This is a genomic window from Fuchsiella alkaliacetigena, assembly GCF_023227765.1.
GTDB lineage: Bacteria > Bacillota > Halanaerobiia > Halobacteroidales > Acetohalobiaceae > Fuchsiella > Fuchsiella alkaliacetigena.
On the sequence record NZ_JALKBZ010000009.1, the window covers coordinates 23,376 to 50,178 of the forward strand.

Below are 26,803 nucleotides of genomic sequence, written 5' to 3' on the forward strand. Positions count from 1 at the left end.
TTTGTCATCTCCTTTCTAAGCTAACTAATCTACAAAAATATCTGCAAATATACTCTCAACCTCTGGTTCTGGACTGCTTTGAGCAAAGTCAACCGCTTCATCTAAGTCCTGCTCAATCTGCTCTCTGATACTTTTTAGCTCTTCTTCAGTAGCTCCTTCTTCAACTAAAAGTTCACCCAGTCTATCTATCGGACATCTCTCTTTCCACTCCTCAACCTCACAGTCATCACGATAAACACAGGGGTCACCTACAAAGTGTCCTTCCCAGCGATAAGTCTTGGCTTCAATCAAGGTCGGGCCTCCACTATCTTTAGCCCTCTCTACTGCTCTTTTTACAGCCTCATAAACAGCTACCACATCATTGCCATCTACAATCTCACTAGGTATATCATAACTAGCTGCTCTATCGGCCACATCTTCCACAGCCAATACTTCATCTGCCTTACTGGTCAAACCGTACTTGTTATTCTCACAAAGATATACAATAGGTAACTCCCAGACTGCTGCTAAGTTTAAAGATTCATGAAAGATTCCTTCATTAGTAGCACCATCGCCAAAGAAACAGACTGCTACCTGATCAGTTCCTCTCATCTTAGCTGAAAGTGCAGCTCCGGGAGCAATTCCTATCCCGCCTCCTACAATACCATTAGCACCTAAAATTCCAATCTCAGGATCGGCAATATGCATTGAGCCACCTTTCCCTTTAGAGTAACCAGTGGCCTTGCCTAACAGCTCTGCCGTCATCTTTTTGAGTTCTCCACCTTTAGCAATACAGTGCCCATGTCCCCGGTGAGTACTGGTTATGTAGTCTTCTTCTCTTAAGTTAGCACAGGCTCCTACAGCCACAGCCTCTTGACCGATATAAACATGCATGGGCCCTCTAATTAAACCTTTATTGAATAGCTTAATAGCTCTCTCTTCAAAGAGACGTATCTTCAACATATCTTCATACATTTTAAGTAATCTCTCTTTTGACAGTTCCAATCGAATAACCTCCTTCTTTAATTAAAAAGCAATTTTATAAATGAATTTCAATCATATTAAAGAAATTAATATTTAGTTTTAGTTTGAGTTAGTGAAAGCAAATCTCCATTTGCTTTCACTAACATTTGTATGGTAGATGGAAATTTATATCAATTAACTACTGTTAACAGTTAACTTTTAACAAGAGTAAAAATCCTTGCTTAGTAATCCCAACAAGAAATCAATCTATCGCTAGGGAACTTAGTTATTACTCTACAGCCATCTTCGGTAACTATCACCTGCTCTTCAATTCTAGCTCCTCCAATTCCCTCTTCGCCATAATAAGTCTCTACTGCAAAGTGCATATTCTTTTCAATCTTTTCTGGATTCTCCAGCGAATGACCACGAGTAATTACCGGCTTAGCCCAGTGAGTTATTCCAATTCCATGACCCAGTTCTAGAGCCAAAGCTTCATACTCACTTTCATAACCTAACTCCTTATAGTCCGGCCAACATCTAGCAATCTCATCAGTCATAGCTCCCGGCTTAATCTTTTCAATACAGTCATATAACCAGTCATACGCTTTTTGATAGATTCGCTTTTGATCCTCAGTTGGTTTTCCACAACAGAAGGTTCTATAGTAACAGGTCTTATAACCATTAAAGTCATTAACTACATCTAAGAAAACTAAGTCTCCCGGCCTAATGATTCTATCCGAGAAATCGTGCGGATGGGGATTAGAACGGCTGCCACTAATTACATTTACATTATGCACATTTTCAGCCCCTAGCTCCAATAAACGACTTCTCATCAAGGCTGCCAGTTCATTCTCCTTTACTCCAGGTTTAGTATACTCCAATATATCAGCATAAGCTCCGTCAACCATAGCCGCTGAAGTCTCGATTAACTGCAGCTCCTCTTTAGTCTTAATCTTTTGGGCATCCAGCATAGTCTGCTGACCATCTACTATATTAACATTAAACTTATCAAAGGCTTCTTTCATAGGTACTGTTAGTAGGTCAACCCCAACCGGCTCACCTTCTAAACCAAAGTCATGTAGTATTGAAGCTATCTCCTTAACCGCAGTCTCTACTCCCCCTGGTAAGCTACCGCGCATGCTATTTTTAGCCGGTCTAATATCCTTAATCCAAGGTGAGAGCTTCTTCTTAGTCTTAATAGCACTACCAATCTCAAAGAGTATTGGGTCTTGACCTTTAGCTAATAAACAGTAACGATTTAACTTAGCCTTAGTCCATTCACCTAGCTTAGTGCTAGTAATATATCTAACATTATCAGTATCGTAGACTAAGAGCGCTCCTAAACCATCCTTCTCCATCTGCTCTCTAGTCTTGCGCAATCTATCTTTTCTCAACTTATCGTAATCAATTCTTAACTCATGATCTACAGCCATAGTTCCTAAAGTCATTTTAACGTCCTCCTTATATTTAAGTTCTCAATTATATCTAATATATCTAGCTGTCAGCTATCAGTTTAGAGTCATCAGCTAATTCAAAAGCTTAAAACATTAAATCAAAACCACAGTTAGCAAATACAAAATTTATGGAGATTTAAAAGTTGCTAAGCCTTAGCTGCTTTTAACTGATAACTGATAGCTGATGACTGACAGCTGATAACTATAGTTTAAGAAAAGTCCAGCCCACCATTAACATTGATCAACTGACCAGTAATATACTCTCCTGCTTTAGAAGCTAAGAACATAACTGCTCCAGCCATATCCTTACCATAACCATATCTACCTAAAGGAATCTCATCTAACTCTTTTTGCTTCATCTCTTCAAAAGTAATACCTAACTTGTCAGCATCCTGTTCTACAAAGTCCCAGTGCATCTCTGTTGCTGCCAATCCAGGACATAAAGCATTTACATTTACATTGTAAGGAGCAAGTTCTAGAGATATAGCCTGAGTCATTGTATGCACAGCAGCTTTAGTAGCACCGTACACAGAAGAATCAGCATGCCCTACCTTGCCAAAGAAAGAACCTATATTAACAATAGTTCCGCTTTCTTGTTCTTTCATGTATCGGGAAGCATACTTGCAGCCATAAAGCTGACCTTTAAAGTTTACTGCCATTAACTTATCTACATCTTCCACTTCAACTTCCCAGATCTTTGCTGCTCCGGCGTGAATTCCAGCATTATTAACTAAAATGTCTATCTGTCCCAACTCATCAACTGTTTTATCGATCAATTCCTTTACCTGTTCCTCATTTGATACATCTACTTCCATAGCAAAGCCATCAATATCAGGGTTTTCCTCTTGAATCTCCTTAAATGTCTCGTGCACCTCAGGAAGAATATCGCTTACAACTACGTTAATCCCTTCCTCTGCCATCTTCTTTGCAGCACCTGCTCCAATACCTCGCGCCGCTCCTGTAACTACTGCTACCTTACCTTTAACTTCTCTGAATTCACTCATTGATATCTCTCCTTTTTATTAGTTTTATAGTTAGTTTAAGTTAAAAACCTTCTTTAAAGTTTCAATATCCTGCCTGATCAGTTCAACGGGATCATCACTTTCTAGGCTTAGTGGTCGCTGATTATAGTAGTTTTCTGAGATTAACCAACCAGAATAATTATTCTCCTTTAGGACTTCCATTGACTTATAAAAGTCAGTATCTCCTTCACCCAATAGGGCCCCGCTTAAGTCACCATCCTTACCATCTTTGACATGAATCTCAGGATAGAGATTGGGAAGCAGTTCTCTTAACATCTGGGGAATACTATAACCTTCCCGCAAGTAATGGTTCTGGGTATCAAAGTAGAGCTCTAAATTAGGTCTATCTACTTCTGCAAGTAACTTTAATAGTCTTTCAACGGACAGCAAGCTTTCAGTACCAATCTTAACCCCTCGTTCCTGAGCATAATCACAACTATACTTTAAAACTTCCACAGCTCGAGCAAAGGCCTCTTCAGATCTAATATCACTTCTAGCAAAACTAGGGATCATCACCATTGGAATCTCCATAGCTGCTGCTGCATCTATAGCTTTAGTAATACTCATCATTGCTATTTGGTACTCTTTAGAGTCTTCAGCAGCTACCATGCTGTAATTATCAAGCTCAGTAGTTACAATAGAAGGAAACTCAATTCCAAACTCTGCTCCTAGTTCCAAGTAAGCCTCCTTCACAACCTGCTTCGATAAAAGAAAGCCTTTTTGATGAGTACCAATATTCAGTTGTATACCATCAAAGCCAAGTTCAGCAGCCAACTTAACACCATAGGGCCCTTCCACCGGCAAACACCATTGACAAATTCCTAGCTTTATCTTCGCTGACAACTATACTCACCTCCTTGTTGTGCTATTTTGATTTAACCTATTTCTTCAATCTTAACAGGTCTATTCTCCTCATATGACTTTTGAGCAGCCATCGACAGCACTACTGCGATTCTACCATCTTCTCCAGTAACTGGAGGCTCTTCATCATTCTTTACCGCTTTCACAAAGGCTTCTGCCTCACCTAAAAATGCTTCTGGATATCTCTCTATATTAAAGTAAAGCGGTACATCCTTATGAGTTCCTTCCGGATTTGTAAGTTCAACTCTATTTGGAGTTTCATTATTAGCAACTGCACAACCTTTAGAACCAAAGACCTCTACGCGCTGATCATAGCTATAGCCAGTCTCGCGGGAGTTATTTATAGAGCCGACTGCCCCACTCTTAAACTTAAGGGTAAGCATTGTAGTATCTAAATCGCCCAACTCTCCAATCTTTTCATCAACTAATACACTTCCTGTAGCGTAAACCTCAACTATCTCATCTCCGCTTAGATAACGAGCCATATCAAAGTCATGCACTGTTGTATCGAAGAAGATACCCCCACAGACTTTCAGGTATTCATAATGAGGAGGCTCCGGATCTCTACTGGTGATGTTGACAATATGCGGCTGGCCAACATTGCCATTCTCCACATGCTCTCTGACTCGACTAAAGGTAGGGTCAAACCTTCTATTAAAGGCTACCATAAACTTAACTCCTGACTCTTCAACTATCTCCAAAACTTCATCGATCTCTTCAAGAGTTGGAGCTATAGGCTTCTCACACAGAATATCCTTTTGAGCCTTACAGGCATCCTTAACTACTTGAGCATGTGTATCCGTTGAAGAGGCTACAATTACTGCATCAACATCCTCGCGCTCCAAAACCTGACGATAGTCTTTATACATGTCAATATCAGCGGCTAATCCCTCAGCTTCGGCCCACTCTTTTGCCTCGTCTAAATAAATCTCTGCTACACAGACTAACTCAGCATCCGAAATCTTATAAGCCAGATTCTTAGAATGAATCTTACCCTGTCTTCCCATGCCAATTACTCCTACTCTAACCTTGTCCATTTTCAACACCCCTTCTCTTAGTTGATATTTTTAACCTACCTTACATGCTCCTGCTTCTATACCAGTAATCCCCTTAATTAGCTTTTCTTCAGTTGCTTCCTCTGCATAAAATTCGCCAGTAATCTCGCCGTGATACATAGTTAGAATTCTATCACTAACTCCCATAACCTCAGGCATCTCAGAAGAGATCACTAGCACAGCAATTCCTGCGGCTGCTAACTTCCTAATTAGCTTATGAATCTCTGCCTTAGTTCCCACATCAATTCCAACCGTCGGCTCATCTAAAATAAGTAGTTTAGGATTAATACATAACCATTTAGCCATAATTACCTTCTGTTGATTTCCCCCACTTAAATTTTTAACCTGCTGCTTTGAACTAGGTGTTTTGATATCCAACTTATCTTGATAATCCTGATAAATAAGCTTCTCTTCTCTACCCTTAATAAATCCATAACGATTCAGATTACGAATCTTAGCTAAGCTGAGATTATCTAGCACACTTCTACCTAAGATTAAGCCTTGCTCTTTACGATTTTCAGGCACAAAGCCTATTCCTAAGTCTACTGACTTATTAGCATCTCCTACTTTAATCTCATCCCCTTCAAGAAAGATCTTACCACTATCTGCCTTCCTTACTCCAAAAATAGTCTCTGCTAATTCAGACCTTCCTGCCCCAACAAGTCCTGATAGACCTAATACCTCTCCTTCATGAATACTAAAGCTGATATCATTAAAAAGTCCATCCTTGCTAAGACCCTCAACTTTTAATACTTCTTTGCCTATTTCATCTCTACCTCGCTTCTCAAAGTCTAAATGATCTTCAAGATCGCGACCAATCATTAAACTGGTTAGCTCACATTCATTAGTCTCTGCTGTATTCAAAAGACCAGTCATCTCTCCATCACGTAATACTGTAATTCGATCAGAAATTTGGAATATTTCATTTAACCTATGTGAAATATAAACTATAGCCGTCCCTTGTTCTCGCAAACGATTAATATTCTCAAATAGTACCTTCTCTTCCTCTTGAGTCAAGGAAGCTGTGGGCTCATCAAATACAACTATATTAACATCTTGAGTTAAGCCTCTAGCAATCTCAACCATCTGCTGACGGGCAATGGATAACCTACCTACTAACTCAGTAGGCTCAAACTCACACTCCAATCTTTCTAAAAGCTCCTTACTTCGTTTATTTAAGCCCTTCCAGTCTATAAATCCAAACTTATTACGAGGTAAGTCACCTAAAAATATATTCTCTGCTACTGTCATCTCGTCAACTAAAGACAGCTCCTGATGAATTAAAACTACTCCCTTAGCTTTGGCATCAAGAGGACCAGCAAACTCTACTTTTTTTCCCTGATAAATTATTTCACCCTCACTTGGTGAATGAATCCCCGATAATACCTTCATCAGTGTGGACTTGCCTGCTCCATTTTCTCCTACTAAAGCATGAACCTCTCCTTTCTTAACCTCAAAGTTAACCTTATCAAGAGCCTTTACTCCAGGAAAGGTCTTAGTTATATTTCTCATCTCCAGAATACATTCATTTTCTTTCACCTTTAAACACCTCCCAAATACTATAAGTAACTATTCTTCTAATGGATCAAACTTTTGATCCATGTAAACTACTGAAATCAAAATCAAACCCATAATTAACATATTTACATAAGAGTGTACATTTAAAAGGTTCATCCCGTTACGAATCATTCCAATTACCAAAACTCCTCCTAGAGTTCGAATCAGATTTCCAAATCCACCATCTAACTTAGTTCCTCCCAAAACTACTGCCGTAATTACTATCATATGATCCTCCATTCCTAAAGTAGGAGTGGCAGCGTTCATCCGAGAAGCCATTAATATTCCTGCTAGAGCAGCAGTAAAACCAGCTAAAATAAAGTTGATAATTATATGCTTATCCACCTTTATTCCAGCATTAACAGCCGCTTCATAGTTACCTCCAATAGCATAGCAGCCTCTACCGTGACTAGTATATCGCAAAACTAGTTCACCTAAGATCAGCATGATCAAAAAGATAAGGACTGGCAAAGGAATCGGGCCCACACTAGCAGCAGAAATTTCACTAAATGCTAACTCTGAACTTACTAATGCTCTCTCTCCAGTATAGATATAGACTAAGCCCCTTACTCCTAGCATAGAACCAAGAGTAACAATAAAGGCATTGATTCCTGCTTTAGTTACAAATAAGCCATTTAAAGCACCGATAGCACTACCAGCTAACAGACTAAGTAAAACTGCTACTGGAATACCATAGTCCATAAAGCCAATAACTAACACAGCCGACAAGGCCATTATGGAGCCCATTGAAAGATCAAAGTTGCCATCTATCATCAAGTAAGTCATGCCGATAGACATGATACCGATAAATGAGGACTGTAAAAAAATATTAGTTATATTTCTAACTCTAAGAAAGTTAGGAGTCATTATGCTAAAAAAGACTATGCAGATTACAAAGATTAGCCAAATCGAATTCTTCTGCACAAAATCCCAAATATCAAAATTATCTTTAACTTTCATAATCCCTGTTTTACTCTTCATGCCAGTATTTTCCCCCTTTTAGAAGCTACATCCATCCAGACAGCACCTATAAGTATGGCCCACTGCACAACCCATTGGACGTAATAAGGAAAGCCCATCATAATAAAACCATTACTTAGAAATCCTAAGATTAAAACTCCAATTAATGTTTTGGGAATACTGCCCGAACCTCCAAATAGACTAGTTCCTCCTAAAACAACAGCAGTAATAATATCAAACTCATAACCCTGGCCTAAGTAGTTTTGGGCCGACATCAATCTAGAGCCTAATATTATCCCCCCGATAGCAGCTGTTAAGCCGGTAATAATAAAGGTACTAAAAGTAATATAGGTTTTGGGGATACCAGAAAACTTACTAGCTATAGGGTTCCCCCCTACTGAATATAGATATCTACCATAAACTGTCTTAGAAAGAACTACTCCGAAAATAATCAAAATGATTCCAAATATTATTACTGGAATTGGAATCCCAAAAATAAATCCTCTCCCGATAATTGAAAACCAAGTTGCTCCTTGATTAGATACTGATACATACTGTCCTCCAGTATACAGAAGCGTTAAAGCTTGGATAACAAATAACATACCAAAAGTAACAATTAATGAGTTTAGTTTTAGAAAACCTACTAAAAAGCCATTAAAAGCACCTACACTAATTCCAGCTAAAATTGCTATAATTATAGCTGCAAAGGGCCCTAAAATATCGTGGAAGTCAATCACTAAAACCGCAGTTAACGAAACTAGTGATCCCACAGATAAATCAAACTCCCCTCCAATTAGCATATAGGTCATCCCACAGGCTATAATTCCTTTAACAGAAACCTGTCTTAGTACCAATAGCATGTTATTCTGCGTTAAGAATGAGTCTGTACGCAACGAAATACCTATTATCATTAATAGAAAAACAAAGAGTATTCCGTGGCGTTTAATAATCTCTGCAAAGTTAATCTTTTTTGAACTACTATCTTTTAAATTACTCTCCGTTTTTACTGATGATCCCATTTTCTCTCCCCCCAGAAATAAATATAATAATCATCTCTACTGCTAATTCCTAAATATAGTTTGAACCTGTTAACTGTTAACTGTTAACTGTCCGAGTGAAAAAAAGTGATTAGAGAGCTAATCGAAGGAAGCTTAAAAGTCCTTCGATTAGCAATAATTTAAACTTTAGCTCCTAATATCTTACCAAATTGGCCTTTCGTATTCATCAATATTATCCAGGGTAACCTTCGGCGTATCAAAGTAATTAAAGAACTCAACCTCTTCACCAGTAGCTATTCTAACAGCAGTCTGAACTGTTTTTCGAGCATCTTCTACAGGAGATTGATAAATAGTTCCATAAATCTTTCCTTCCTTCATTGCATCATAGCCATCTCCAAACATAGTAGCACTGGTAATCTTCACTTCATCTAAGCGCCCCGCTTCTTCTAAGGCGTTAATAGCTCCCATAGCTATATTATCATCAGCAGCGTAAACACCATCTATTTGACCGCTAGGGAACTTTGTTAAAAAGTCCTCCATAACCTCCTGAGCTCTAGAACGATCCCAGTCAGCAGGCTGTGTTTCAATAACTTCTATACCTGAATAGTTTTCAACTTCTTCATTAAAACCATCAGAGCGCTGATGGGCCGTTACATAACCAGGCAGTCCCATTAATTCTACTACTTTTCCTTCTCCATCTAAAGCTTCCTTCATCATTTGAGCTGCATATTTACCCTGAGTTAAGTTATCCGGGCCCGCAAAACCCTCTACTAATTCAAATCCTGACTCATCAATAGGAGAATTAGCAATCAAAACAGGAATTCCTTGCTGATTAGCATTTCTAACAGCAGGTACAATAGCATCTCCAGAAACTGGCCAAACTACTATTACATCAACTTGCTGCTGGATAAGATCTTCTATCTGATTAACCTGTAGTGCTGGATCGCCAGTAGCATCAAGGCGAACTGTTTCTACTCCTAACTCCTCAGCCTCTTCCCTAAAAGTTTCGTAATGGGTAGTCTGATAACTGTCAATTCCTACATTATTGTTAGTAATGCCTATTACAACCTCATCTATATCCGGAGCAGCTTCATCTCCTGATGATCCACAGCCAACTAGTACAAACACTAGAGTTAAACACAATATCACAGTAATAAATCTCTTTTTCATAGTTTTCCCCTCCATAATACTAATTTTTGAACTTCCACTTACTTATAGCCAGCCCCCAATCTCCACTAAGCATAAACCCACAGCAGATAACTTACCACCTACCCTTCTCTTAAACTCTAGATACATCAACCCCTAAAGTATATTGCTAACTATTAACTGTTAACAGTTAACGCTAAAAAAATGAAGTCACGAGCTATGTACCTGCTAAAAAAATTATAGCTAATTTCCAAAAGTATAATCAGCAAAGTTTTGAAGAATAATATCTCGGGCCCTCTCCACGTGCTCTCCCATTAACCTAACTGCCTCTTCTACATCACGCTTCTGCACTGCTTTAAAAATTTCATAATGCTCCTCATAGGCCTCTTTTGCTCTCTCTACAGTCGATAAATCAATAATTCTATAAAATATATAGTGAGTATTATACTTATTGATCATTTTCTTTAAACGATCATTGCCACAGTTATCTATTAATATCTCATGTAACTTACTATCAGCTTCAATAAACTTCTCTACTCTACCCTCTTCCAAATCTTGCTTAGCCTTTTCAAAGATTTCATCAGCTTCAGCAATATCCTCTTCAGAAAGCTTATCCACCGCCAGCTCTGTAGCATAGGTCTCCAATAACTTACGAATATTATAGATTTCGGCTACATCTTGCTTAGTTATCTCTCTTACATAAAAGCCACTCCGGGGAATAGAAGTTATCAGTTCTTCTTTTTCTAAAATAGTAAAGGCTTGTCTGACTAAACTCCTACTCACATCCAATTCTTCCGCTAAATGCTTATCAATAATTCTCTCGCCCGGCTTAAGTTCTCTATATATTATCTTATTTTTAATTATCTCATACACCTGTTCACTCAAACTCTTATAACTACTGGCAACTGGCTTACTTAGATTATTCTCATAAATCATTCTAGCAAGCTTCTTATTCCCCATCTCTGCCATTATTTACTCACCTCCTTTAGTCACCTCCAATTTATATTTGGGTGTTATCGTTAACTGTTAACATTTCTGTCTATAATACAGTTTTCGACATTAAAGCCGAAATACCTTCTTCAATTTGAAATTTTCTAAATATTATAAAATAGCTCAATTAGCTAAATAATTTACTGTTGATACTTAGCTGATTATCAAAGCTCCTATCAACTTCAGAATTATCAGTTAATTAAGCTAAAAAATAAAAGGCAGTTCTGTTTGTTAACTGTTAACAGTTGGCTCTGATATAATTATTCGCTATTAAATCCGTAATTCCTCTTTTTTTATTAAATTTTTTTAATTTTTTCAATAAAAAAAGCATTTGTTAAGCAAACTTGCAAAGTAAGTAAAATCATTGCAGAGATAGCTAACAAATGCTGATTATCTTTGTGGAATTTTGATAAAAACCTATTTAATTACCATAAGTATAGTCTTCAAAGTTTTCAATAATGATATCCCGAGCATGTTCAATATGTTCCTCTATCAACTCAACCGTTAATTCTACATCTTTATCTTTCACAGCTTCAAAGATTTCACAATGTCTATGATAAGCCTCCCTAGCCCTTTCTAGCCTCGAAAAGTCAACAAGTCGATAAAATATATAGTGACTTTGATACTTATTAATCATTTTCTTTAAACGTTCATTCTTACAATTATCCGTCAATATATTATGTAATTTAGTATCTGCTTCAATAAAGCTTTCTACCTCACCTTCTTCCAGGTCTTCTTTAGCCTGCTTAAAAAGTTCTTCAACCTCTTTAATATCCTCCGCAGGAACTTCGGGAACTGCTAATTCAGTAGCATAACCTTCCAATAACCTACGAATATTATAGATTTCCTTTATATCCTTTTTAGTTATCTCTCTTACATAAAATCCACTCCGCGGAATAGCTGTGATTAACTCTTCTTTTTCTAAGATATTAAAGGCCTGCCTGACTAAACTTCTACTTACATCTAGCTCTTCTGCTAAATGCTTATCAATAATTCTCTCTCCTGGCTTCAATTCTCGATAGACTATCTTATCTTTGATTATCTTATATACCTGCTGTTCTAAACTTTTGTAATTATTTCCAATCTGTTTTTTGAGCAGTGTATTATCAATTATTCTATTAATTTTTTCTTTAGAAGTTACTTGTTCAGCTTCCCCCATCCTGTGATCCTCCTTAAATGATTTTAATTAGAGACTATATTACTAATTTTGTTTTTCTAGATAAGTTATAATATTCCTTTTTGTTGCTAGGTAAAAATAAAAGAAACCTTAAAAATCATAGTTTTTTAGCTTAAAATGACATATAATTGTTATAAAGTTCAAATGATAGAGGACAGAGGATAGAGGATAGATAAAGTTCAAAAGATTAAAACCTATTTGACGCTGACTAAGTTCTGACAAAAATCTGACAAAACCTTAAAACCTTTAAAATCTATTAGAACCACACGCCCTGAAGCGACGCTTGCGACGTTTGTACTTTAACTAGTCATTTACTCTGGAACTTTAGCTAGTCATTACTCTGGGGATAATAATCCCTAAAGAAGTGCCATTGGGGTGAAACACAAATTAACATAAATAAAAACCTTTAAACATTTTTTTGAAATTATGCTTTAATGTCTAGTCAGAACTTAGTCAGATTTTAGTCAGCGTCTAATTGCCTTTGAACTTTATTTCTTGATCTTAATCTATCCTTTATCATCTATCATCTATCCTCTGAAACATTAGAACGATATTGTTTTGTTCTTTAGCTGCTCATTATTCATTGAAATTAAGGAGGCAAATAAAATGTTAATCAAAAACTCAATCGAAAACTTCAGCCAAAAAATCGCCAGCAGTGAATATCCTGTCCCAGCCGGAGGTTCTGCTGCTGCTAATACGGCCCTATTAGGTGCTTGCTTACTTAAGTTAGTCTTTAAGGTTAGTAAAAAATCTGCAAAGCAAAACCAAAAAAAGAAGTTAACAGCTTCAATAGCAGAGCTTAGCCAACTCAAAAAGAAGTTTCTAGCAGCCATCGATGAAGATGTAAAAAACTTCAAAATCAATTCAGAAAGTAACTTCAGTCAGCCAGAGAAGTTAAAAAAACTTATTGACCCTTTAGTTGAATTAGCAACAGCATCTTTGACAGCGCTAGAAATTGCTCAAAAACACAGAGCTATAATTAAAAATAGCGTGCTAGCCGATTACCAGGTAGCCCTTTTTAATCTAGAAGCCAGTATTAAAGGAAGCTTAGCTATTGTGGAAGCTAATTATAATTTTTTTAAGCCGGAAAAGAAGTATATTAAAGAAATCAAGCTGAAAGTGGAAAAATCAAAAGATAAAGTTCAAGTTCTATTTGACATGCCCCGCAGGAAATGCCCTTGGGGTGCAGACTAAGTTCGGAGAAAATCTGACTAAATCATAAACTTGGATTCGGCAAGTAACTTGTTTAGATTAAATTCAGCTAAGATACTAGCAATATTAGAACGTTATTAATCAAATATTGATTAAAATTGTCTCTAAAACTAACTAAGCCAGAGTTTTTAATTTACTTGCCGAATTGAGGATAAAAGATTAAAAAATTAATTATTTTATCCTCTTTCCAATAAAGCCTAAAGCTTTAATTCAAGCTTAATTTTAATATGGTTCTAGGTTTTTGCTTTTATGTTTTAAGGTCTAGTCAGAACTTAGTCAGATTTTAGTCAGTGTCAAATAGGTTTTAATGTCTTGAACTTATGTTTTATTCGTGCTCATTCGAGTTGATTCACCCCAAGGGCACTTCCTTCAGGGCGCGTGGTTTCAAAAAAGTTTTTGGATGCAACATTACATTAATAAAGCTTAAGCTTACGCATATGATTAAGTATTAAAAAAGCTTATTAAATCAACGCAGATACCTCTTAAATAACAGAATAATAAGCAGCAGCACCGGAATCACTATTTGAAAAGGAAGAGCATAATAAGGATAGATCTCACTAGACCAGCGCAACAGTCCTATTAGATCATCAAAGCTCCAAAGGGATAGTCCAACTGCTAAAACTACTGTAGGTAAAGCTAATAATTTATAACTATTCAACTTAAATAGTTCTGCCAATCCCTTAACTGTTGCATAAATGCAGACGGTAATCTTAGCTCCCGAACCGAGTAACCAGTTAATTGCAATTAATTGATCTATCTCTGCGGGTAATAAGGTAGTACTCAGATGGGCCGGAAAGATGGCCCGTCTAAAGATATTCGATCCTAAAACCATTATATCTCTGAGGGTGATAGTAATCAGCAACACTCCAGCAACGAATAAACCCAAAGAGCTTGCTTTAATAAGCTTATCCTTTTCATTTAACGCCGGAAAGAGCATTAAAAAGATAACTGTTTCCCCAAAAGGAAAGCTTAGGTTATTAAAGGCTCCCTCTAAAACCGGAGTAAGTCCTTCTTCTAAAAAAGGTTGTAGACTATTAAAGTCATAATTAGGTATTAATAAAACTACGGTAATCAGCACACTAATTGGAATCACAAATATGGTTATTTCGGCAGTTCTACCTATTGCTTCTATACCGCTTTTAACTAGATAGGCTATTGGTAAGGAGAAAGAGATGATTAGAAAGACTAGGGGAGTTTCAGTATAAGTAACCGTCATCATATACTCCCCGAGATCTCTAAAGACCAAGGATGCTAAGTGAATAAAGTACCAGATATAGAATAAGCCGATTAAGCTACCTAGATATTTACCAAAGCCTTCCCGAAGAGTCTCTATTAAGTTCTGTTCTGGGCTTAATAAATAAATAGCCACATAAAGTCCTAGCAAGACAAAACCGCCCAACCAAGCCAGCAGTTGAGCAAACCAAGCGTCCTGATAAGCCACCGCAGCTGGGTTAAGAATTACTGAACTCCCAAATACAAAGCCTACAATCAACATTCCTAATTGATAACCTGAAATCTTAGCCTCTTCAATCATCCCATCCCCCCTATTATGCTGCGAACTAAACTTTCTATCACCCTACTAGGCACTAAAAGCTTCCATTCCATAAGCTGAGCTAAAGCAACCATAAAAGCTGCAACTAACAAAGCAGAATAAATAAAGATATCTTTCTTAGTCGCTGCTAATAAGTGACGAAGATCAATGGCGATTATAAGTGCTAAACTAATAACTAAAAGAATAATCATTGAACTACTCCTCTATTTAGGTCTAGTAGGCATGCGAATCATTCTCGGCTTGCGAATTGTTGTCTGCACTTCAATCTCTACTGGCGCCTGGCTAAACTCCTGCTCCCAGTCTCCGCGTACTTGCTGCCAATAATCAGGATGCTCTCTTCGCATTAGCTCTCCAAAACCAAAAATATCAGCTTCATAGTCCTGCTGAGCCAAGTCAACCACCTCTCTAATCTCCTCCTCAATCAGAGCCGATAGCTCCTTAGCCAATTCTGCAAAGTCTGACTGAGTAGTTAAGTTGCCAGCTCCCTGCTGCTCACCAAGATTTCCAGTAGCCCAGACCTCTATCGACAGTCTAGGTTCTCCATCTTTTAGCTCTACCTCTGGCTCTGCCCCAGCACTTCTCACCTCAATAGATACTCTTTGCTCTCTATCGTGAGGATTATCAATATTAATAATCCCATCTATTACCTCTCCTTGAGCAAAGAGATAACCACGAGTCTCTGGAGGAGATAACCAGCCTACTAACTGCGTCTCCTTAAAGGCAGCCGCTCCTTCTACTATCATATCTTTAAGTAATAAAGCTTCTTCTCCATTATCGGCTTCCTCAGCCGGCTCATCCTTTCCATCTTGACCTACAATCTGCACTGTACCTATGACCGAACTTTGACCTTGTTGATTAATCTCCCGCAAAAGAGTAATTAAGTCTTTTTGCTTTAACTTAGCTAGCTGATTAGCATTTTCCATAATATCAGTAAGATGAATACTCGGTATGTCTTCTAAGTTACTTTGCGCCTGTAATACCTTCTGAGCAGTACTTCCCCTTGCTACTAGCATCTCAGCATTCTTTTTCATTTCGTGATCTCTTTCCAAAAAATCCAGCACATCAATAATTCCTTCCCGAGCCAAGTCCTCACCTATGACTATAATATGGATATGGTTTCGAAAAAGACGCCGATTAACTGTAGACAGCATGCCTTTGACTGCCCCAAAGACTGTCTCCTCTTCAAAAGAGATAGTCCAAAAAGCCTCTTCATCACTTCCTTGTTCGCGCTGTTGTAAGAAGGTAGGAACTACTAATTGAACTGTTACCTCTATCATTCCCTCTTCGCTTTTATCAAAGCCTATTCCAGTAACAAAGGCTATATCGTCTACATTCTCATTATCCCAGCAAGCTGTAGTACTAAACAGTATTGAAAGTATTATTATCCCTAAAATGATCTTTTTTTTCAGCATCACTTACTCCTCTTTTTTGATCAGATTAGCATCCAGTCTATACTTCTCTCCTTCCTCTTCTCGCCAGGCTAAGATGCGGGGCCGAGTGAGCATGGCCCACAGCGGAAATCTGACTAAGGTATCTTCTAAGTCCATGCCTGAGAGAGGAGAAAAAGGGGCTAAATAAGGTACTCCAAAGGACTTTAAATTAACTAAATGGACAAATATAGTAATAATTACTAAGCCCATGCCCATAAAACCTAAAGTATTAGCAGCAACTAACAAGAATAAACGAATAAATATCAAAGGCTCCAATAAAGGAGATAGAATAAAGCTAGTAATGGCTGTAACCGCAGTTACAATTACTATCGGGTGGCTAGCAATTCCGGCCTCAACTGCTGCTTCGCCCAGGATTAGGGCCCCTACTATACTCACCGCTTGGCCGATCGGTTTAGGCATTCTCACTCCTGCTTCTCTTAATAATTCAAAGGCTGTTCCTAAAACCAATGTCTCAAAAAAGGGAGAGAAAGGAATACCTTCTACAGCAGCCGTTATATTCAGTAATAGTTCAAAGGGTAAAATATTTTGATGAAAGGTCAGCACTGCTACATAGAAGGCCGGTAAGGCAGCAGTTATAATTAAGGCTAAAAACCTCAAGGATCTGCCAATGGTAGCTACATAAGGTCGATTATAGTAGTCTTCACTAGATTGAAATGCCTCTATAAATAAGTAAGGAACGGTCAAGACAAAGGGAGTACCCTCACAAAGAATAGCTACTCTACCTTCTAATAACTTCCCAGCCACCTTATCCGGCCTTTCACTACTTCCTACCGTAGGAAAGATAGAGAAAGGAGAGTCCTCAATAAACTCTTCAATATAACCCGATTCTAAAACAGCATCTATCTTAATCCTCTGCACCCGCTCTTCAACCATCTTTAAAACATCTTCGTTAACTATGCCTGCTAGATAACCTATTGCTACATCGGTATTAGTCTGGACACCTAGATTAAGCACCTTGAACTTTAAGTTAGCATTCTTAATCCTTCTTCTTAATAAAGAAATATTAGTGCTTAAAGACTCCACAAAGCCTTCTCTGGGCCCGCGGACAATAGACTCCGTCTGCGGCTCCTCAACTCCCCGCTCCTCCCAGGCAGTAGTATCAAACTTCAAAGCTGTACCCTGACCGTCTATGTAAAGCACAGTCCCTCCTGCTAAGAGCTCTTCTACTGTTCTAGTAAAAGTATCAGCTTCTCCTACCTCACCTACATTAATTATCTCTTCTTTTATTTTTTGGATCAGTTCTCCTTCATGTCTTCGGTCTATACCTATTTTTTTAGACTCAATCATCAAAGGGTCTAAGATACCATTATTAATAATCTCGTGATCGGTCAAACCTTCAAAATAAGCAAGAATCACCTTGAACTGAGAATCATCACCTATTTTTAGCTCCCGCAGTACAAAGTCACTACAATCAGCAAAGGTTTCCGCTAATTTTTGCTTAACCTTTTGGATATCTCGCGGTACCTTTTCTTGCTCAGATTCTTCTTCTTGCGGCTGTTCCGACTGAAAATAGTCCTGCGATTTATGTTTAAGATAGTTATAAATTCCGGCTAACTTTCTAAACATGCCTATCAACCCTTGAATTAACTTCTGCCACTGAAGTTTCCTCCCTTAGAATCACGCTTGGTATATTATTTGAGAAAGGGGGATTGCTTATGCAAAAATTTCATTAAAATTAAAAGTGGATAGACACAGATAAGTTCAAAAGATTAAAACCTATTTGACACAGACTAAGTAATGACTAAAATCTGACTAAAACATAAAAACTTTAAACTCCTAAATTGCAATAAAACCTAAAGCTTTAGTTCAAGCTTAATTTTAACTTGGATTAGGCAAGTAACTTGTTTAGATTAAATTCAGCTAAGATACTAGCAGTATTAGAACGTTATTAGTCAAATATTGATTAAAATTGCCTCTAAAGCTGACCAAGCCAAAATTTTAAATTTACTTGCCGGATTGAGGTTTAATATGCTTCTAAGTTTTTGAACTTAATGTTTTAAGGTCTAGTCAGAACTTAGTCAGATTTTAGTCTGTGTCAAATAGAACTTGAACTTTATCTCTTGATCTTAATTTATCACCATTGGCACTAGCTCTGCGTCGCCTCTATCCTCTATCCTCTATCATTTATCCTCTGTCCTCTGAACTAAAAAAGAGCCAGACACCTAAATGCCTGACTCCCAAAATTCAATATTAAAATTTAAAGTCCCGCTTCTTCCTTTAAAACTTCAGCCTTATCAGTTCTCTCCCAGGGCAAGTCCAAATCATCTCGTCCAAAGTGCCCATAAGCCGATACCTGACTATAAATAGGATTTCTTAACTCCAACACCTCAATTATCTTGCCCGGTCTTAGATCAAAATGCTTCTCCACTAGCTCCTCTATAGTATCCTCAGCTACCTTAGCCGTATTAAAGGTATCTACCATCACCGAAACCGGCGAAGCAACTCCAATTGCATAAGCCACCTGTACCTCACACTTATCGGCTAAGCCAGCCGCTACTATATTTTTAGCTACATAACGAGCTGCATAGGAGGCCGATCTATCTACCTTAGTAGGATCTTTACCTGAAAAGGCTCCTCCGCCATGGTGAGCATGTCCACCGTAAGTGTCTACAATCACCTTTCGACCGGTTAAGCCTACATCTCCCTGCGGGCCACCAATTACAAAACGACCAGTAGGATTTACTAAGTACTCTGTCTGCTGATCTAACAGCTCTTTATCCACTATCGGTTTAATTACATTAGCAATTACATCTCTTTTAATCTGCTCTAAAGAAACCTCTGCCTCGTGTTGAGTAGAAACTACCACTGTATCTATCCGCAGTGGCTTTCCATTTTCATACTCTACAGTTACCTGAGTCTTACCGTCAGGTCGTAGATAAGGTAAGATCTTCTCCTTTCTTACCTGAGCTAGCCGTTGAGCTAGCTTATGAGCTAGAGTTATCGGTAAAGGCATCAGCTCCTTAGTTTCATTAGTAGCATAACCAAACATCAGTCCTTGATCTCCTGCTCCTAGCTCCTCTTCTTCACTACTCAAGCCCTCTTTTAACTCCAAAGCCTCATCTACTCCCATAGCAATATCTGGCGACTGTTCATCAATAGAGGTTAAAACAGCACAAGTATCAGCATCGAAACCAAACTTAGCTCGCGTATAACCGATCTCCTCTATTTTTTGACGAGCAATCTTAGGAATATCAACATAGCAGTCCGTAGAAATTTCCCCAGTAATTAGGGTCATGCCAGTAGTTACTAAGGTTTCACAAGCGACCCTAGCGTGAGGGTCTTGACTATAAATAGCATCTAGTACAGCATCGGATATCTGATCGGCAACCTTATCGGGATGACCTTCAGTAACCGATTCCGAAGTAAATAAGTATTTTTTTTTGGACACATCTATCACCTCTTTTAAATTAAAAAATTCTCTCCCATAGGAAAGATAGTATAATAATTGCTACATTCCTCAACAGCTTAGTTTTCTAAATCATCAGCTTTCAAAAAATCAATAGCTTCCTTAGCCTGGCTAGCCCTTACTAAAACTTTAATCTGATCAGTGGGATCTATATTTAGTCCATAGCCGGCCCGGCCATCGAGATGGATTCTTGCTTCAAAATCAGCCGACTCTAAGCGTGACCTTACTATCTGAGCCTCATACTCATCTTGAGTTCGATAAATAACTATAAACTTTGAAGTATCTACTTGGTCAGTCATTATTTAATCCACCTTTCTAGAAGCTCTAGTATAAGTAAATTAGCTTTGCAAGTATATTAATCCTTCTTAAATCTCTCTAAAATCTCTTGGGCATACTCCTGAGCAGCAAATAACGAATGATCTCGATAGTTTCCACACTCTTTAGCCGTAGTAGCTGGAACTTCTTCAGTTGCCACTACTTCTGCTAAAGAGTCTACTAAAGCCGTTTGTACTTCTGCTACCGTCGGCTCTCCTACTACAATTAAATAAAAGCCGGTTCGACAGCCCATCGGCGAAACATCGACCACATTGGCGATTCTTTCCCGCAGATAGCCAGCTAATAAATGCTCCAAGGTATGTATTGCCGCCGTGGATAACACTCCCTCATTAGGTTGCCTTAGTCTTAAATCATATTTTTGAATTAAATCTCCACTAGGGGTTTCAATACGACCTGCTTTACGTACATAAGGAGCCTCTACCTGACGATGATCAAGCTGAAAGCTCTCTATTTCAATATCCACTCCAATCACTCCTCCCTTAGTTCAACTATCTTATCCAGCAGCCTAGCAGCTACCTCCATTTTAGATAGCTTCGGTAGCTCTTGCTGATCCTGAGCACTAATTAAGACTACTTGATTAGTATCAACTTTAAAGCCTGAATCTACAGCACTAATATCATTAGCCACAATTAAATCCAAATTCTTGTTTTTTAACTTCGCCTGAGCATTAGTTAACAGCTGCTCCGATTCAGCAGCAAAGCCTACTAAAAACTGTCTTTCTTTACGTCTACCTAACTCTGCTAAGATATCCGGATTCCGCTCCAAGTTAATTAATGGTTCAGATTCGTCTTTTTTAATTTTATCTTCAGCTTTATTCTGCGGTCTATAGTCAGCCACTGCTGCTGCTTTAATAATTACCTCCTGCTCAGCTGCCACTGCCAATACCGCTTCATACATCTCCCGGGCCGTCTGTACCTGCTCAACCTCAACTCCTAAAGGAGACTCCAAAGCAGTAGGAGCCGTAACTAATAACACTTCAGCTCCCCGCCGAGCAGCTACCTTAGCCACAGCATAGCCCATTTTACCTGAAGAATGATTGCCTAAGTATCGAACCGGATCCCAAGGCTCTTGCGTTCCCCCGGCAGTTACTAAAACCTTTACTCCCTGCCAGTCTGCGCTTAAAGTTAACTCTCTAATAGCTAGTTCCACTATCTTCTCCGGAGCTGCTAAACGACCTTTACCTTCTACTCCACAGGCTAAATAACCACTGGCCGGCTCAACAACTCCATAGCCTAATTTACTTAACTTGTCAATATTACTTTGAAGTATTGGATTATTATACATATTTACATTCATTGCCGGAGCCAATAACACCGAAGCCTGAGTAGCCATCGCCGTAGTAGATAGCATATCATCAGCGATACCATTAGCTATTTTTCCAATTATATTAGCCGTAGCCGGTACAATTAAAAAGAGATCTGCTTTTTGAGCTAAACTAATATGTTCTACCTCCCAGCTTTTAGGCTCGGCAAACATATCAGTTATTACCGGATTATGAGTAACCGCTCTAAAGGTCAACGGCTGTACAAACTCCTGAGCTGCCTCGGTCATAACTACCTGCACTTCAGCTCCTAGCTTTTTGAGGCTACTAGCTACCTCTACTGCCTTATAAGCAGCAATACCTCCGGTCACTCCCAAGACAATACACTGCCCAGTTAAAAACTTTTTTTGCATAAGCTTACTCCTCAATATCTTCAACAGGAATATAGTTCAACTTACCGGCTACAATCTCTTCTAAAGCATTGGAAACATCCTTGGCGCTTTTGCAGTCCACTAAGGGCTCTTCACCCTCTTCATTCAACATTCTAGCTCTTTTAGCCGCCTGAATAACTATAGTATACTCCACATCTGACTTTTCTAACAGTTTATCTAATGGTGGATAAGCTAACATCTTTTAACCCCCTCTTAGTCTACTTTACATCTTTCAGCAATAATAATAGCTTTAATCTTTTCTACCGCCTGCTCCACCTGATCATTAACTACTATATAATCATATTCTTCAGCCATTTTCATTTCCTGAGTAGCATTATCCATTCTTAATTCCATCTCGGCTTCGCTATCAGCATCTCTCTCACGAATCCTATTTTCTAATTCTGCTAAAGAAGGAGGAGCTAAAAAAATAAAAATTCCTTCAACACAAACATTTTGTTCACACTTTTCTTTCACTTGAACTGCACCTTGAATATCTATCTCTAAAATTACATCCTGTCCTGCATTTAAAGTTTCTTCTACATAGCTTTTAGGAGTTCCATAGTAATTACCGTGGACTTGGGCCCATTCTATAAACTCATCCTCTTCTACCAACTGTTGAAACTCCGCTTCCGATAAGAAAAAATAATCAACTCCATCTTTCTCACTAGAACGCGGTTTTCTAGTAGTAGCAGAAATGGAATAAGCTATATCCTGATAGTCTTCCATTAAAGCTTCAATTACCGTTCCTTTTCCTACTCCAGAGGGCCCTGATAGAACTATTAACTTGCCTCTATTTTCCATTCTCCTCCCCCTCTTTAGTATAGACTTATTCCTCATCATCTAAACGTTGGGAAACAGTTTCTGGCTGTACAGCAGATAAAATAACATGATCACTATCGGTAATAACTACCGCTCTAGTTCGACGTCCATAAGTAGCATCAACTAACATTCCTCTATCCCTAGCCTCTTGAATAATCCTCTTAATCGGTGCCGATTCAGGGCTCACGATAGCAATAATTCTATTAGCGGCTACAATATTTCCAAAACCTATATTAATCAGTTCAACTCCCATGTAATGAATTCCTCCTTAATCTTTCTACTTTAAACTTAAAAAATCAGCTACTCTACATTCTGCAACTGCTCCCTAATTCTATCTACTTCACTCTTTAATTCAACTACATAATTAGCTACTTGAGAATCACTGATCTTAGAACCAATAGTATTAACCTCTCTATGCATCTCCTGCGCAATAAAGTCCAACTTCCGACCTACTGGTTCATCTATTTCTAAGCGCAAAGTTTCCTCAAACTGCTGCACATGGCTTTTAAGTCTAATTAGCTCTTCATTAACATCGCTTTTATCAGCAATCAAGGCCGTTTCCATAGCTAATCTATCCTCATCTACCTCATAGTCAGCTGCTAACTCTTCAATTCTTTCTTTCAACTTCAGCTGATACTCAGTTACTATCTCCGGCACCCTAGCTTCTATTTTAGTAACTAAGTCTTCAATCTGCTCCAACCTATGTAAAAAATCCGCTAATAACTCTTCACCTTCCCGCTTCCTCATTGCCAACAGCTCTGCTAAAGCCTCTTCCGTGGCTTGCTCAACTTGAGGCCATAGTTCTTCAATATCTCTAGCTATCTCCTTCACTGTTAAGACATCAGGCAGTTCAGCTAAAAATTCAACACTTAATTCCTCGGCAGCTAAGCCAAGCTCGGCTTGCAGCTTCTCCAAGTGCTCTACATACTCAGCAGCTAAGTCTCTATTTACCTGCACCTGCAAACTCTTTTTATTTTGGCTCTGTAGTTCTAGATTATAGTTGATCCGCCCTCTGCTCAAAGCGGTTTTTAATAGTTTATCAACCCTAGCCTCTAAAGCCGATAATTGTTCAGGAATATGCAGATTAATCTTCTGATATTTATGATTTACAGACTTCAGTTCAACCGTTATATTGTCACCAGCAGCTTCCAACTGCGCTCGTCCATAACCAGTCATACTTCTGAGCATCTTTTCACCTCTTTTATTACTCGCAATAAAGCAAAAATAAATAACCCTAACTATAAATATAACATTCTTGCTCAGCAAATGCAAGCAAGAAAGATAAGTACTTTATGACTCCTACTTACCAAATCTATCTGCCAATTCAGCATAAACCTCATTTAAGTTAATCTGATAATAGTTAAGCAGAACCAATAGATGATAAAGTAGATCAGAGACTTCCATAATAATCTCCTCTTTATCCTCATTCTTAGCTCCAATAATAACCTCGGCTGCCTCTTCGCCAATCTTCTTTAAAATTTTATCTAAGCCTTCATCAAATAAATACGAAGTATAGGAATCCTCAACTGGATTGTGTTTGCGATCCAAAACTACTTGATAGATCTCCTGTAGGATCTGAGGCAACCCGCCGCTAGGTACAGGAGGATTTTCAAGCTTAATTTCATCCTCTTCAGTCTGCTCGTCATAAACCTCCTCCGGAGAAAAGACCTGCTCTCCTTCGCTTTTAAAACGATTGGCCTTATCAAGATCAAGCCGCCGATAAAAACATGAATAATGTCCAGTATGACAGGCAGCCACCTTCTGCTTAACCTTAATTAAGAGCGTATCTAGATCACAGTCAGCTTTGATCTCTTCTACCTGCTGCACATGGCCCGAACTTCCCCCCTTTTTCCATAGCTCTTGGCGACTACGACTCCAAAACCAGGTATAACCAGTTTCAACTGTCTTTTGAACAGCCTCCCGATTCATATAGGCCATCATTAAGACCTGTTCATTCTCTATATCCTGAATAATAGCCGGAATTAAACCATTTTCATCAAACTTTAACTCTGTTAAGTAACTCATTGTCTAATCACTACTCCTTCCTCTGCTAAGTATTCTTTAACTTCACGAATAGAGTATTCACCAAAATGAAAGATTGAAGCAGCTAAAGCAGCATCCGCTGCTCCTTCCTTAAAAGCCGCTAAGATATCTGCGGGCCCTCCAGCACCTCCAGAAGCAATTACAGGAATATCTATTTTACTAGCAATAGCTCGATTTAATTGATTATCATAGCCATCCTTGGTTCCATCACCGTCCATACTAGTTAATAAGATTTCACCTGCTCCTAACTCTTCCGCTCGTTGGGCCCACTCCACAGCATCCAAACCAGTAGCCTTACGGCCACCGTGAATATAAACCTCCCAACTTAACTGCTCAGCCTCTGTTTTTCTTTTAGCATCGATAGCCACCACTATACACTGACTACCGAATCTCTTAGCTCCTCTAGCAATTAACTGCGGGTCTTTAACCGCTGCTGAATTAATAGAAGTCTTATCAGCACCGGCCTTTAGCAGTCTACGCATATCTTCGACAGTTCTAATTCCACCGCCGATGGTGAAAGGAATAAAGACCTGTTCGGAGGTCTTTTTAACTACCTCCACCATAGTCTCTCTTTTATCCGAAGAAGCCGTGATATCTAAAAAGACTAATTCATCAGCCCCAGCTCGATCATAAAAAGCAGCTAACTCCACCGGGTCACCGGCATCTCTTAAGCCTACGAAGTTAACCCCTTTAACTACTCGCCCGTCATCAACGTCTAGACAAGGGATTATTCTTTTGGCTAACATAATTATTCACCTCCAACAACTTCCAAAGCCTCTTCTAAATCAAGGTTATCACTATATAAAGCTTTACCTACAATAACTCCCTCTATTCCCACAGCTTCAATCTCCACTAGAGCCTCAATATCAGCTAGCTTAGAAACGCCACCAGAAGCTATTACCTTCAGTTTAGTCTCGCGAGCCACTTCGGCAGTACTTTCCAAATTAGGGCCGCTTAAAGTACCATCCTTAGCAATATCGGTAAAGACTACTCTCTTTACCCCTCGTTTCTGCATTGCCTTACCTAGGTCTACTGCTGTGGTATCGGCTGTCTCCACCCAGCCTTCGGTAGCTACATAACCGTTCTTAGCATCAATACCCACTACTATAGCTGCTGAACCAAATTTCTCTATAGCTTCCATCACTAAATCAGGATTTTTCACAGCTGCCGTACCGATAATTACTCTTTCAATCCCGATATCTAAGTAATGTTCAATAGTCTCTAAGTCTCTAATTCCCCCGCCTACCTGCACAGGTAATCCGGTCTCCTCTACAATTTCAGCAATCAACTCTAAGTTCTTAGGCTGTCCATCCAAAGCTCCATCTAAGTCCACTACATGAAGTCGGCGAGCTCCTTTGCTGGCCCATAACTTAGCCATCTCTAAAGGATCACCATAGACCGTTTCTTGCTCGAAATCACCTTTATATAAACGCACACATCTACCATCTCTAATATCTATTGCTGGAATAATTTCCATTATATCAACTCCCCAAAATTGCGTAAAATCTCTAAACCCTGTTCACTGCTTTTCTCTGGATGGTACTGTACTGCATAAATATTATCTTTTTGGATACTGGATACAAAATCTATTCCGTAATCAGTAGTAGTAGCAATCACTGCCTCATCATCCGGTACTACATAATAAGAGTGTACAAAGTACTGAAATAAACCAGACTCCAATCCATCAAAAAGAGCCGTATCTTTTTGCAAATGCAGCTGATTCCAACCCATATGTGGAATCTTTAGCTCAAGTTCCGTTGGAAATTTGACTACTTGTCCTTTAATAATATCTAAACCTTCCTGCTGACCCCATTCTTCGCTACTAGAAAAAAGTAAATGCATCCCTAAACAGATACCTAAAAAAGGCTTACCGGAGTCTATTACCTCCTTAATTACTTCAATCAATCCAGCAGCTTTCAAATTCTCCATTGCGTCACCAAAGGCACCTACCCCTGGTAGGATCACCGCCTCAGCTCCTAAAATCTCCTCGGCTTGATCGGTAATCTCTGCTTTAAAGCCTAACTTTTCTAAAGCTTTTTCTACACTACGTAAATTACCCATTCCGTAATCTATAATAGCAATCATAAATTTAGTTAATTGAAAGCTTTAGCTTTAATTACTGCTTCCAAT

Annotated in this window: 28 protein-coding genes; 1 reads left to right on the forward strand and 27 read right to left on the reverse strand. The window is 38.6% G+C overall.

The window, feature by feature from the left end:
• Window positions 1-24: 24 nt before the first annotated feature.
• The 11 genes from MWH30_RS03975 to MWH30_RS04025 form a co-directional block, all read right to left on the reverse strand.
• Window positions 25-984 carry a thiamine pyrophosphate-dependent dehydrogenase E1 component subunit alpha gene (locus MWH30_RS03975; protein WP_282706178.1) on the reverse strand — a complete coding sequence of 320 codons (960 nt, stop codon included), beginning with the start codon at window positions 982-984 and terminating at the stop codon, window positions 25-27.
• A 200-nt stretch (window positions 985-1,184) separates the two neighbouring features.
• Complete coding sequence (locus MWH30_RS03980) at window positions 1,185-2,390, reverse strand: M24 family metallopeptidase (RefSeq protein WP_248662759.1); 1,206 nt, start codon at window positions 2,388-2,390, stop codon at window positions 1,185-1,187.
• Window positions 2,391-2,605: 215 nt separating this feature from the next.
• Window positions 2,606-3,400 (reverse strand): SDR family NAD(P)-dependent oxidoreductase, encoded by a 795-nt coding sequence (locus MWH30_RS03985; protein WP_248662760.1) that lies wholly within the window; start codon window positions 3,398-3,400, stop codon window positions 2,606-2,608.
• A gap of 30 nt (window positions 3,401-3,430) precedes the next feature.
• Complete coding sequence (locus MWH30_RS03990; RefSeq protein ID WP_248662761.1) at window positions 3,431-4,261, reverse strand: sugar phosphate isomerase/epimerase family protein; 831 nt, start codon at window positions 4,259-4,261, stop codon at window positions 3,431-3,433.
• A 32-nt stretch (window positions 4,262-4,293) separates the two neighbouring features.
• Window positions 4,294-5,316 (reverse strand): inositol 2-dehydrogenase, encoded by a 1,023-nt coding sequence (gene iolG, locus MWH30_RS03995; RefSeq protein ID WP_248662762.1) that lies wholly within the window; start codon window positions 5,314-5,316, stop codon window positions 4,294-4,296.
• Between the two features lie 30 nt (window positions 5,317-5,346).
• Window positions 5,347-6,846: a sugar ABC transporter ATP-binding protein gene (locus tag MWH30_RS04000; RefSeq protein WP_282706183.1), complete on the reverse strand. Its 1,500-nt coding sequence runs from the start codon at window positions 6,844-6,846 to the stop codon at window positions 5,347-5,349.
• 57 nt (window positions 6,847-6,903) lie between these two features.
• Window positions 6,904-7,872, reverse strand: a complete 969-nt coding sequence (locus MWH30_RS04005; RefSeq protein WP_248662764.1) for an ABC transporter permease — start codon at window positions 7,870-7,872, stop codon at window positions 6,904-6,906.
• The gene (locus MWH30_RS04010) at window positions 7,869-8,870 is read right to left on the reverse strand and encodes an ABC transporter permease (protein ID WP_248662765.1); all 1,002 of its coding nucleotides are present in this window, start codon (window positions 8,868-8,870) and stop codon (window positions 7,869-7,871) included. Before MWH30_RS04010 ends, MWH30_RS04005 begins: the two co-directional genes overlap by 4 nt.
• A 180-nt stretch (window positions 8,871-9,050) precedes the next feature.
• Complete coding sequence (locus tag MWH30_RS04015; RefSeq protein ID WP_248662766.1) at window positions 9,051-10,019, reverse strand: sugar ABC transporter substrate-binding protein; 969 nt, start codon at window positions 10,017-10,019, stop codon at window positions 9,051-9,053.
• 219 nt (window positions 10,020-10,238) lie between these two features.
• Entirely contained in the window at window positions 10,239-10,964 is a 726-nt protein-coding gene (locus tag MWH30_RS04020) for a GntR family transcriptional regulator (RefSeq protein ID WP_248662767.1), read from the reverse strand.
• A gap of 442 nt (window positions 10,965-11,406) precedes the next feature.
• Window positions 11,407-12,144 carry a GntR family transcriptional regulator gene (locus MWH30_RS04025; RefSeq protein WP_248662768.1) on the reverse strand — a complete coding sequence of 246 codons (738 nt, stop codon included), beginning with the start codon at window positions 12,142-12,144 and terminating at the stop codon, window positions 11,407-11,409.
• Between the two features lie 624 nt (window positions 12,145-12,768).
• Here MWH30_RS04025 and MWH30_RS04030 point away from each other — a divergent pair.
• A complete protein-coding gene (locus MWH30_RS04030) occupies window positions 12,769-13,356 on the forward strand; it encodes a cyclodeaminase/cyclohydrolase family protein (protein ID WP_248662769.1) in 588 nt (195 codons plus the stop codon).
• Between the two features lie 484 nt (window positions 13,357-13,840).
• Here MWH30_RS04030 and MWH30_RS04035 read toward each other — a convergent pair whose 3' ends face one another.
• The 16 genes from MWH30_RS04035 to hisH form a co-directional block, all read right to left on the reverse strand.
• Window positions 13,841-14,908 (reverse strand): GerAB/ArcD/ProY family transporter, encoded by a 1,068-nt coding sequence (locus MWH30_RS04035; protein WP_248662770.1) that lies wholly within the window; start codon window positions 14,906-14,908, stop codon window positions 13,841-13,843.
• Entirely contained in the window at window positions 14,905-15,117 is a 213-nt protein-coding gene (locus MWH30_RS04040; protein WP_248662771.1) for a hypothetical protein, read from the reverse strand. The genes MWH30_RS04035 and MWH30_RS04040 overlap by 4 nt, the downstream gene beginning before the upstream one ends.
• Before the next feature lie 12 nt (window positions 15,118-15,129).
• Entirely contained in the window at window positions 15,130-16,338 is a 1,209-nt protein-coding gene (locus MWH30_RS04045; protein WP_248662772.1) for a Ger(x)C family spore germination protein, read from the reverse strand.
• 3 nt (window positions 16,339-16,341) lie between these two features.
• Window positions 16,342-17,943, reverse strand: coding sequence for a spore germination protein (locus tag MWH30_RS04050; RefSeq protein ID WP_248662773.1), 1,602 nt, complete (start codon window positions 17,941-17,943; stop codon window positions 16,342-16,344).
• A 631-nt stretch (window positions 17,944-18,574) separates the two neighbouring features.
• A complete protein-coding gene (metK, locus tag MWH30_RS04055) occupies window positions 18,575-19,765 on the reverse strand; it encodes a methionine adenosyltransferase (protein ID WP_248662774.1) in 1,191 nt (396 codons plus the stop codon).
• Window positions 19,766-19,842: 77 nt separating this feature from the next.
• On the reverse strand, window positions 19,843-20,082 hold the full coding sequence (locus tag MWH30_RS04060) for a putative signal transducing protein (protein WP_248662775.1): 240 nt from the start codon (window positions 20,080-20,082) through the stop codon (window positions 19,843-19,845).
• Window positions 20,083-20,138: 56 nt separating this feature from the next.
• Window positions 20,139-20,582, reverse strand: coding sequence for an S-ribosylhomocysteine lyase (locus tag MWH30_RS04065; protein WP_248662776.1), 444 nt, complete (start codon window positions 20,580-20,582; stop codon window positions 20,139-20,141).
• Window positions 20,583-20,587: 5 nt separating this feature from the next.
• Entirely contained in the window at window positions 20,588-21,793 is a 1,206-nt protein-coding gene (coaBC, locus tag MWH30_RS04070; RefSeq protein ID WP_248662777.1) for a bifunctional phosphopantothenoylcysteine decarboxylase/phosphopantothenate--cysteine ligase CoaBC, read from the reverse strand.
• A 4-nt stretch (window positions 21,794-21,797) separates the two neighbouring features.
• Window positions 21,798-22,010, reverse strand: coding sequence for a DNA-directed RNA polymerase subunit omega (gene rpoZ / locus MWH30_RS04075; RefSeq protein WP_248662778.1), 213 nt, complete (start codon window positions 22,008-22,010; stop codon window positions 21,798-21,800).
• 14 nt (window positions 22,011-22,024) lie between these two features.
• A complete protein-coding gene (gmk, locus tag MWH30_RS04080) occupies window positions 22,025-22,612 on the reverse strand; it encodes a guanylate kinase (protein ID WP_248662779.1) in 588 nt (195 codons plus the stop codon).
• A 25-nt stretch (window positions 22,613-22,637) separates the two neighbouring features.
• Window positions 22,638-22,883: an extracellular matrix/biofilm regulator RemA gene (gene remA, locus MWH30_RS04085; protein WP_248662780.1), complete on the reverse strand. Its 246-nt coding sequence runs from the start codon at window positions 22,881-22,883 to the stop codon at window positions 22,638-22,640.
• Between the two features lie 47 nt (window positions 22,884-22,930).
• On the reverse strand, window positions 22,931-23,818 hold the full coding sequence (locus MWH30_RS04090) for a YicC/YloC family endoribonuclease (protein ID WP_248662781.1): 888 nt from the start codon (window positions 23,816-23,818) through the stop codon (window positions 22,931-22,933).
• A gap of 111 nt (window positions 23,819-23,929) precedes the next feature.
• The gene (gene hisIE, locus MWH30_RS04095; protein ID WP_248662782.1) at window positions 23,930-24,655 is read right to left on the reverse strand and encodes a bifunctional phosphoribosyl-AMP cyclohydrolase/phosphoribosyl-ATP diphosphatase HisIE; all 726 of its coding nucleotides are present in this window, start codon (window positions 24,653-24,655) and stop codon (window positions 23,930-23,932) included.
• A complete protein-coding gene (hisF, locus tag MWH30_RS04100; RefSeq protein ID WP_248662783.1) occupies window positions 24,652-25,419 on the reverse strand; it encodes an imidazole glycerol phosphate synthase subunit HisF in 768 nt (255 codons plus the stop codon). The genes hisIE and hisF overlap by 4 nt, the downstream gene beginning before the upstream one ends.
• A 2-nt stretch (window positions 25,420-25,421) precedes the next feature.
• Window positions 25,422-26,150: a 1-(5-phosphoribosyl)-5-[(5-phosphoribosylamino)methylideneamino]imidazole-4-carboxamide isomerase gene (gene hisA / locus MWH30_RS04105; protein WP_248662784.1), complete on the reverse strand. Its 729-nt coding sequence runs from the start codon at window positions 26,148-26,150 to the stop codon at window positions 25,422-25,424.
• Window positions 26,150-26,758 carry an imidazole glycerol phosphate synthase subunit HisH gene (gene hisH, locus MWH30_RS04110; RefSeq protein ID WP_248662785.1) on the reverse strand — a complete coding sequence of 203 codons (609 nt, stop codon included), beginning with the start codon at window positions 26,756-26,758 and terminating at the stop codon, window positions 26,150-26,152. The genes hisA and hisH overlap by 1 nt, the downstream gene beginning before the upstream one ends.
• Window positions 26,759-26,803 lie beyond the last annotated feature (45 nt).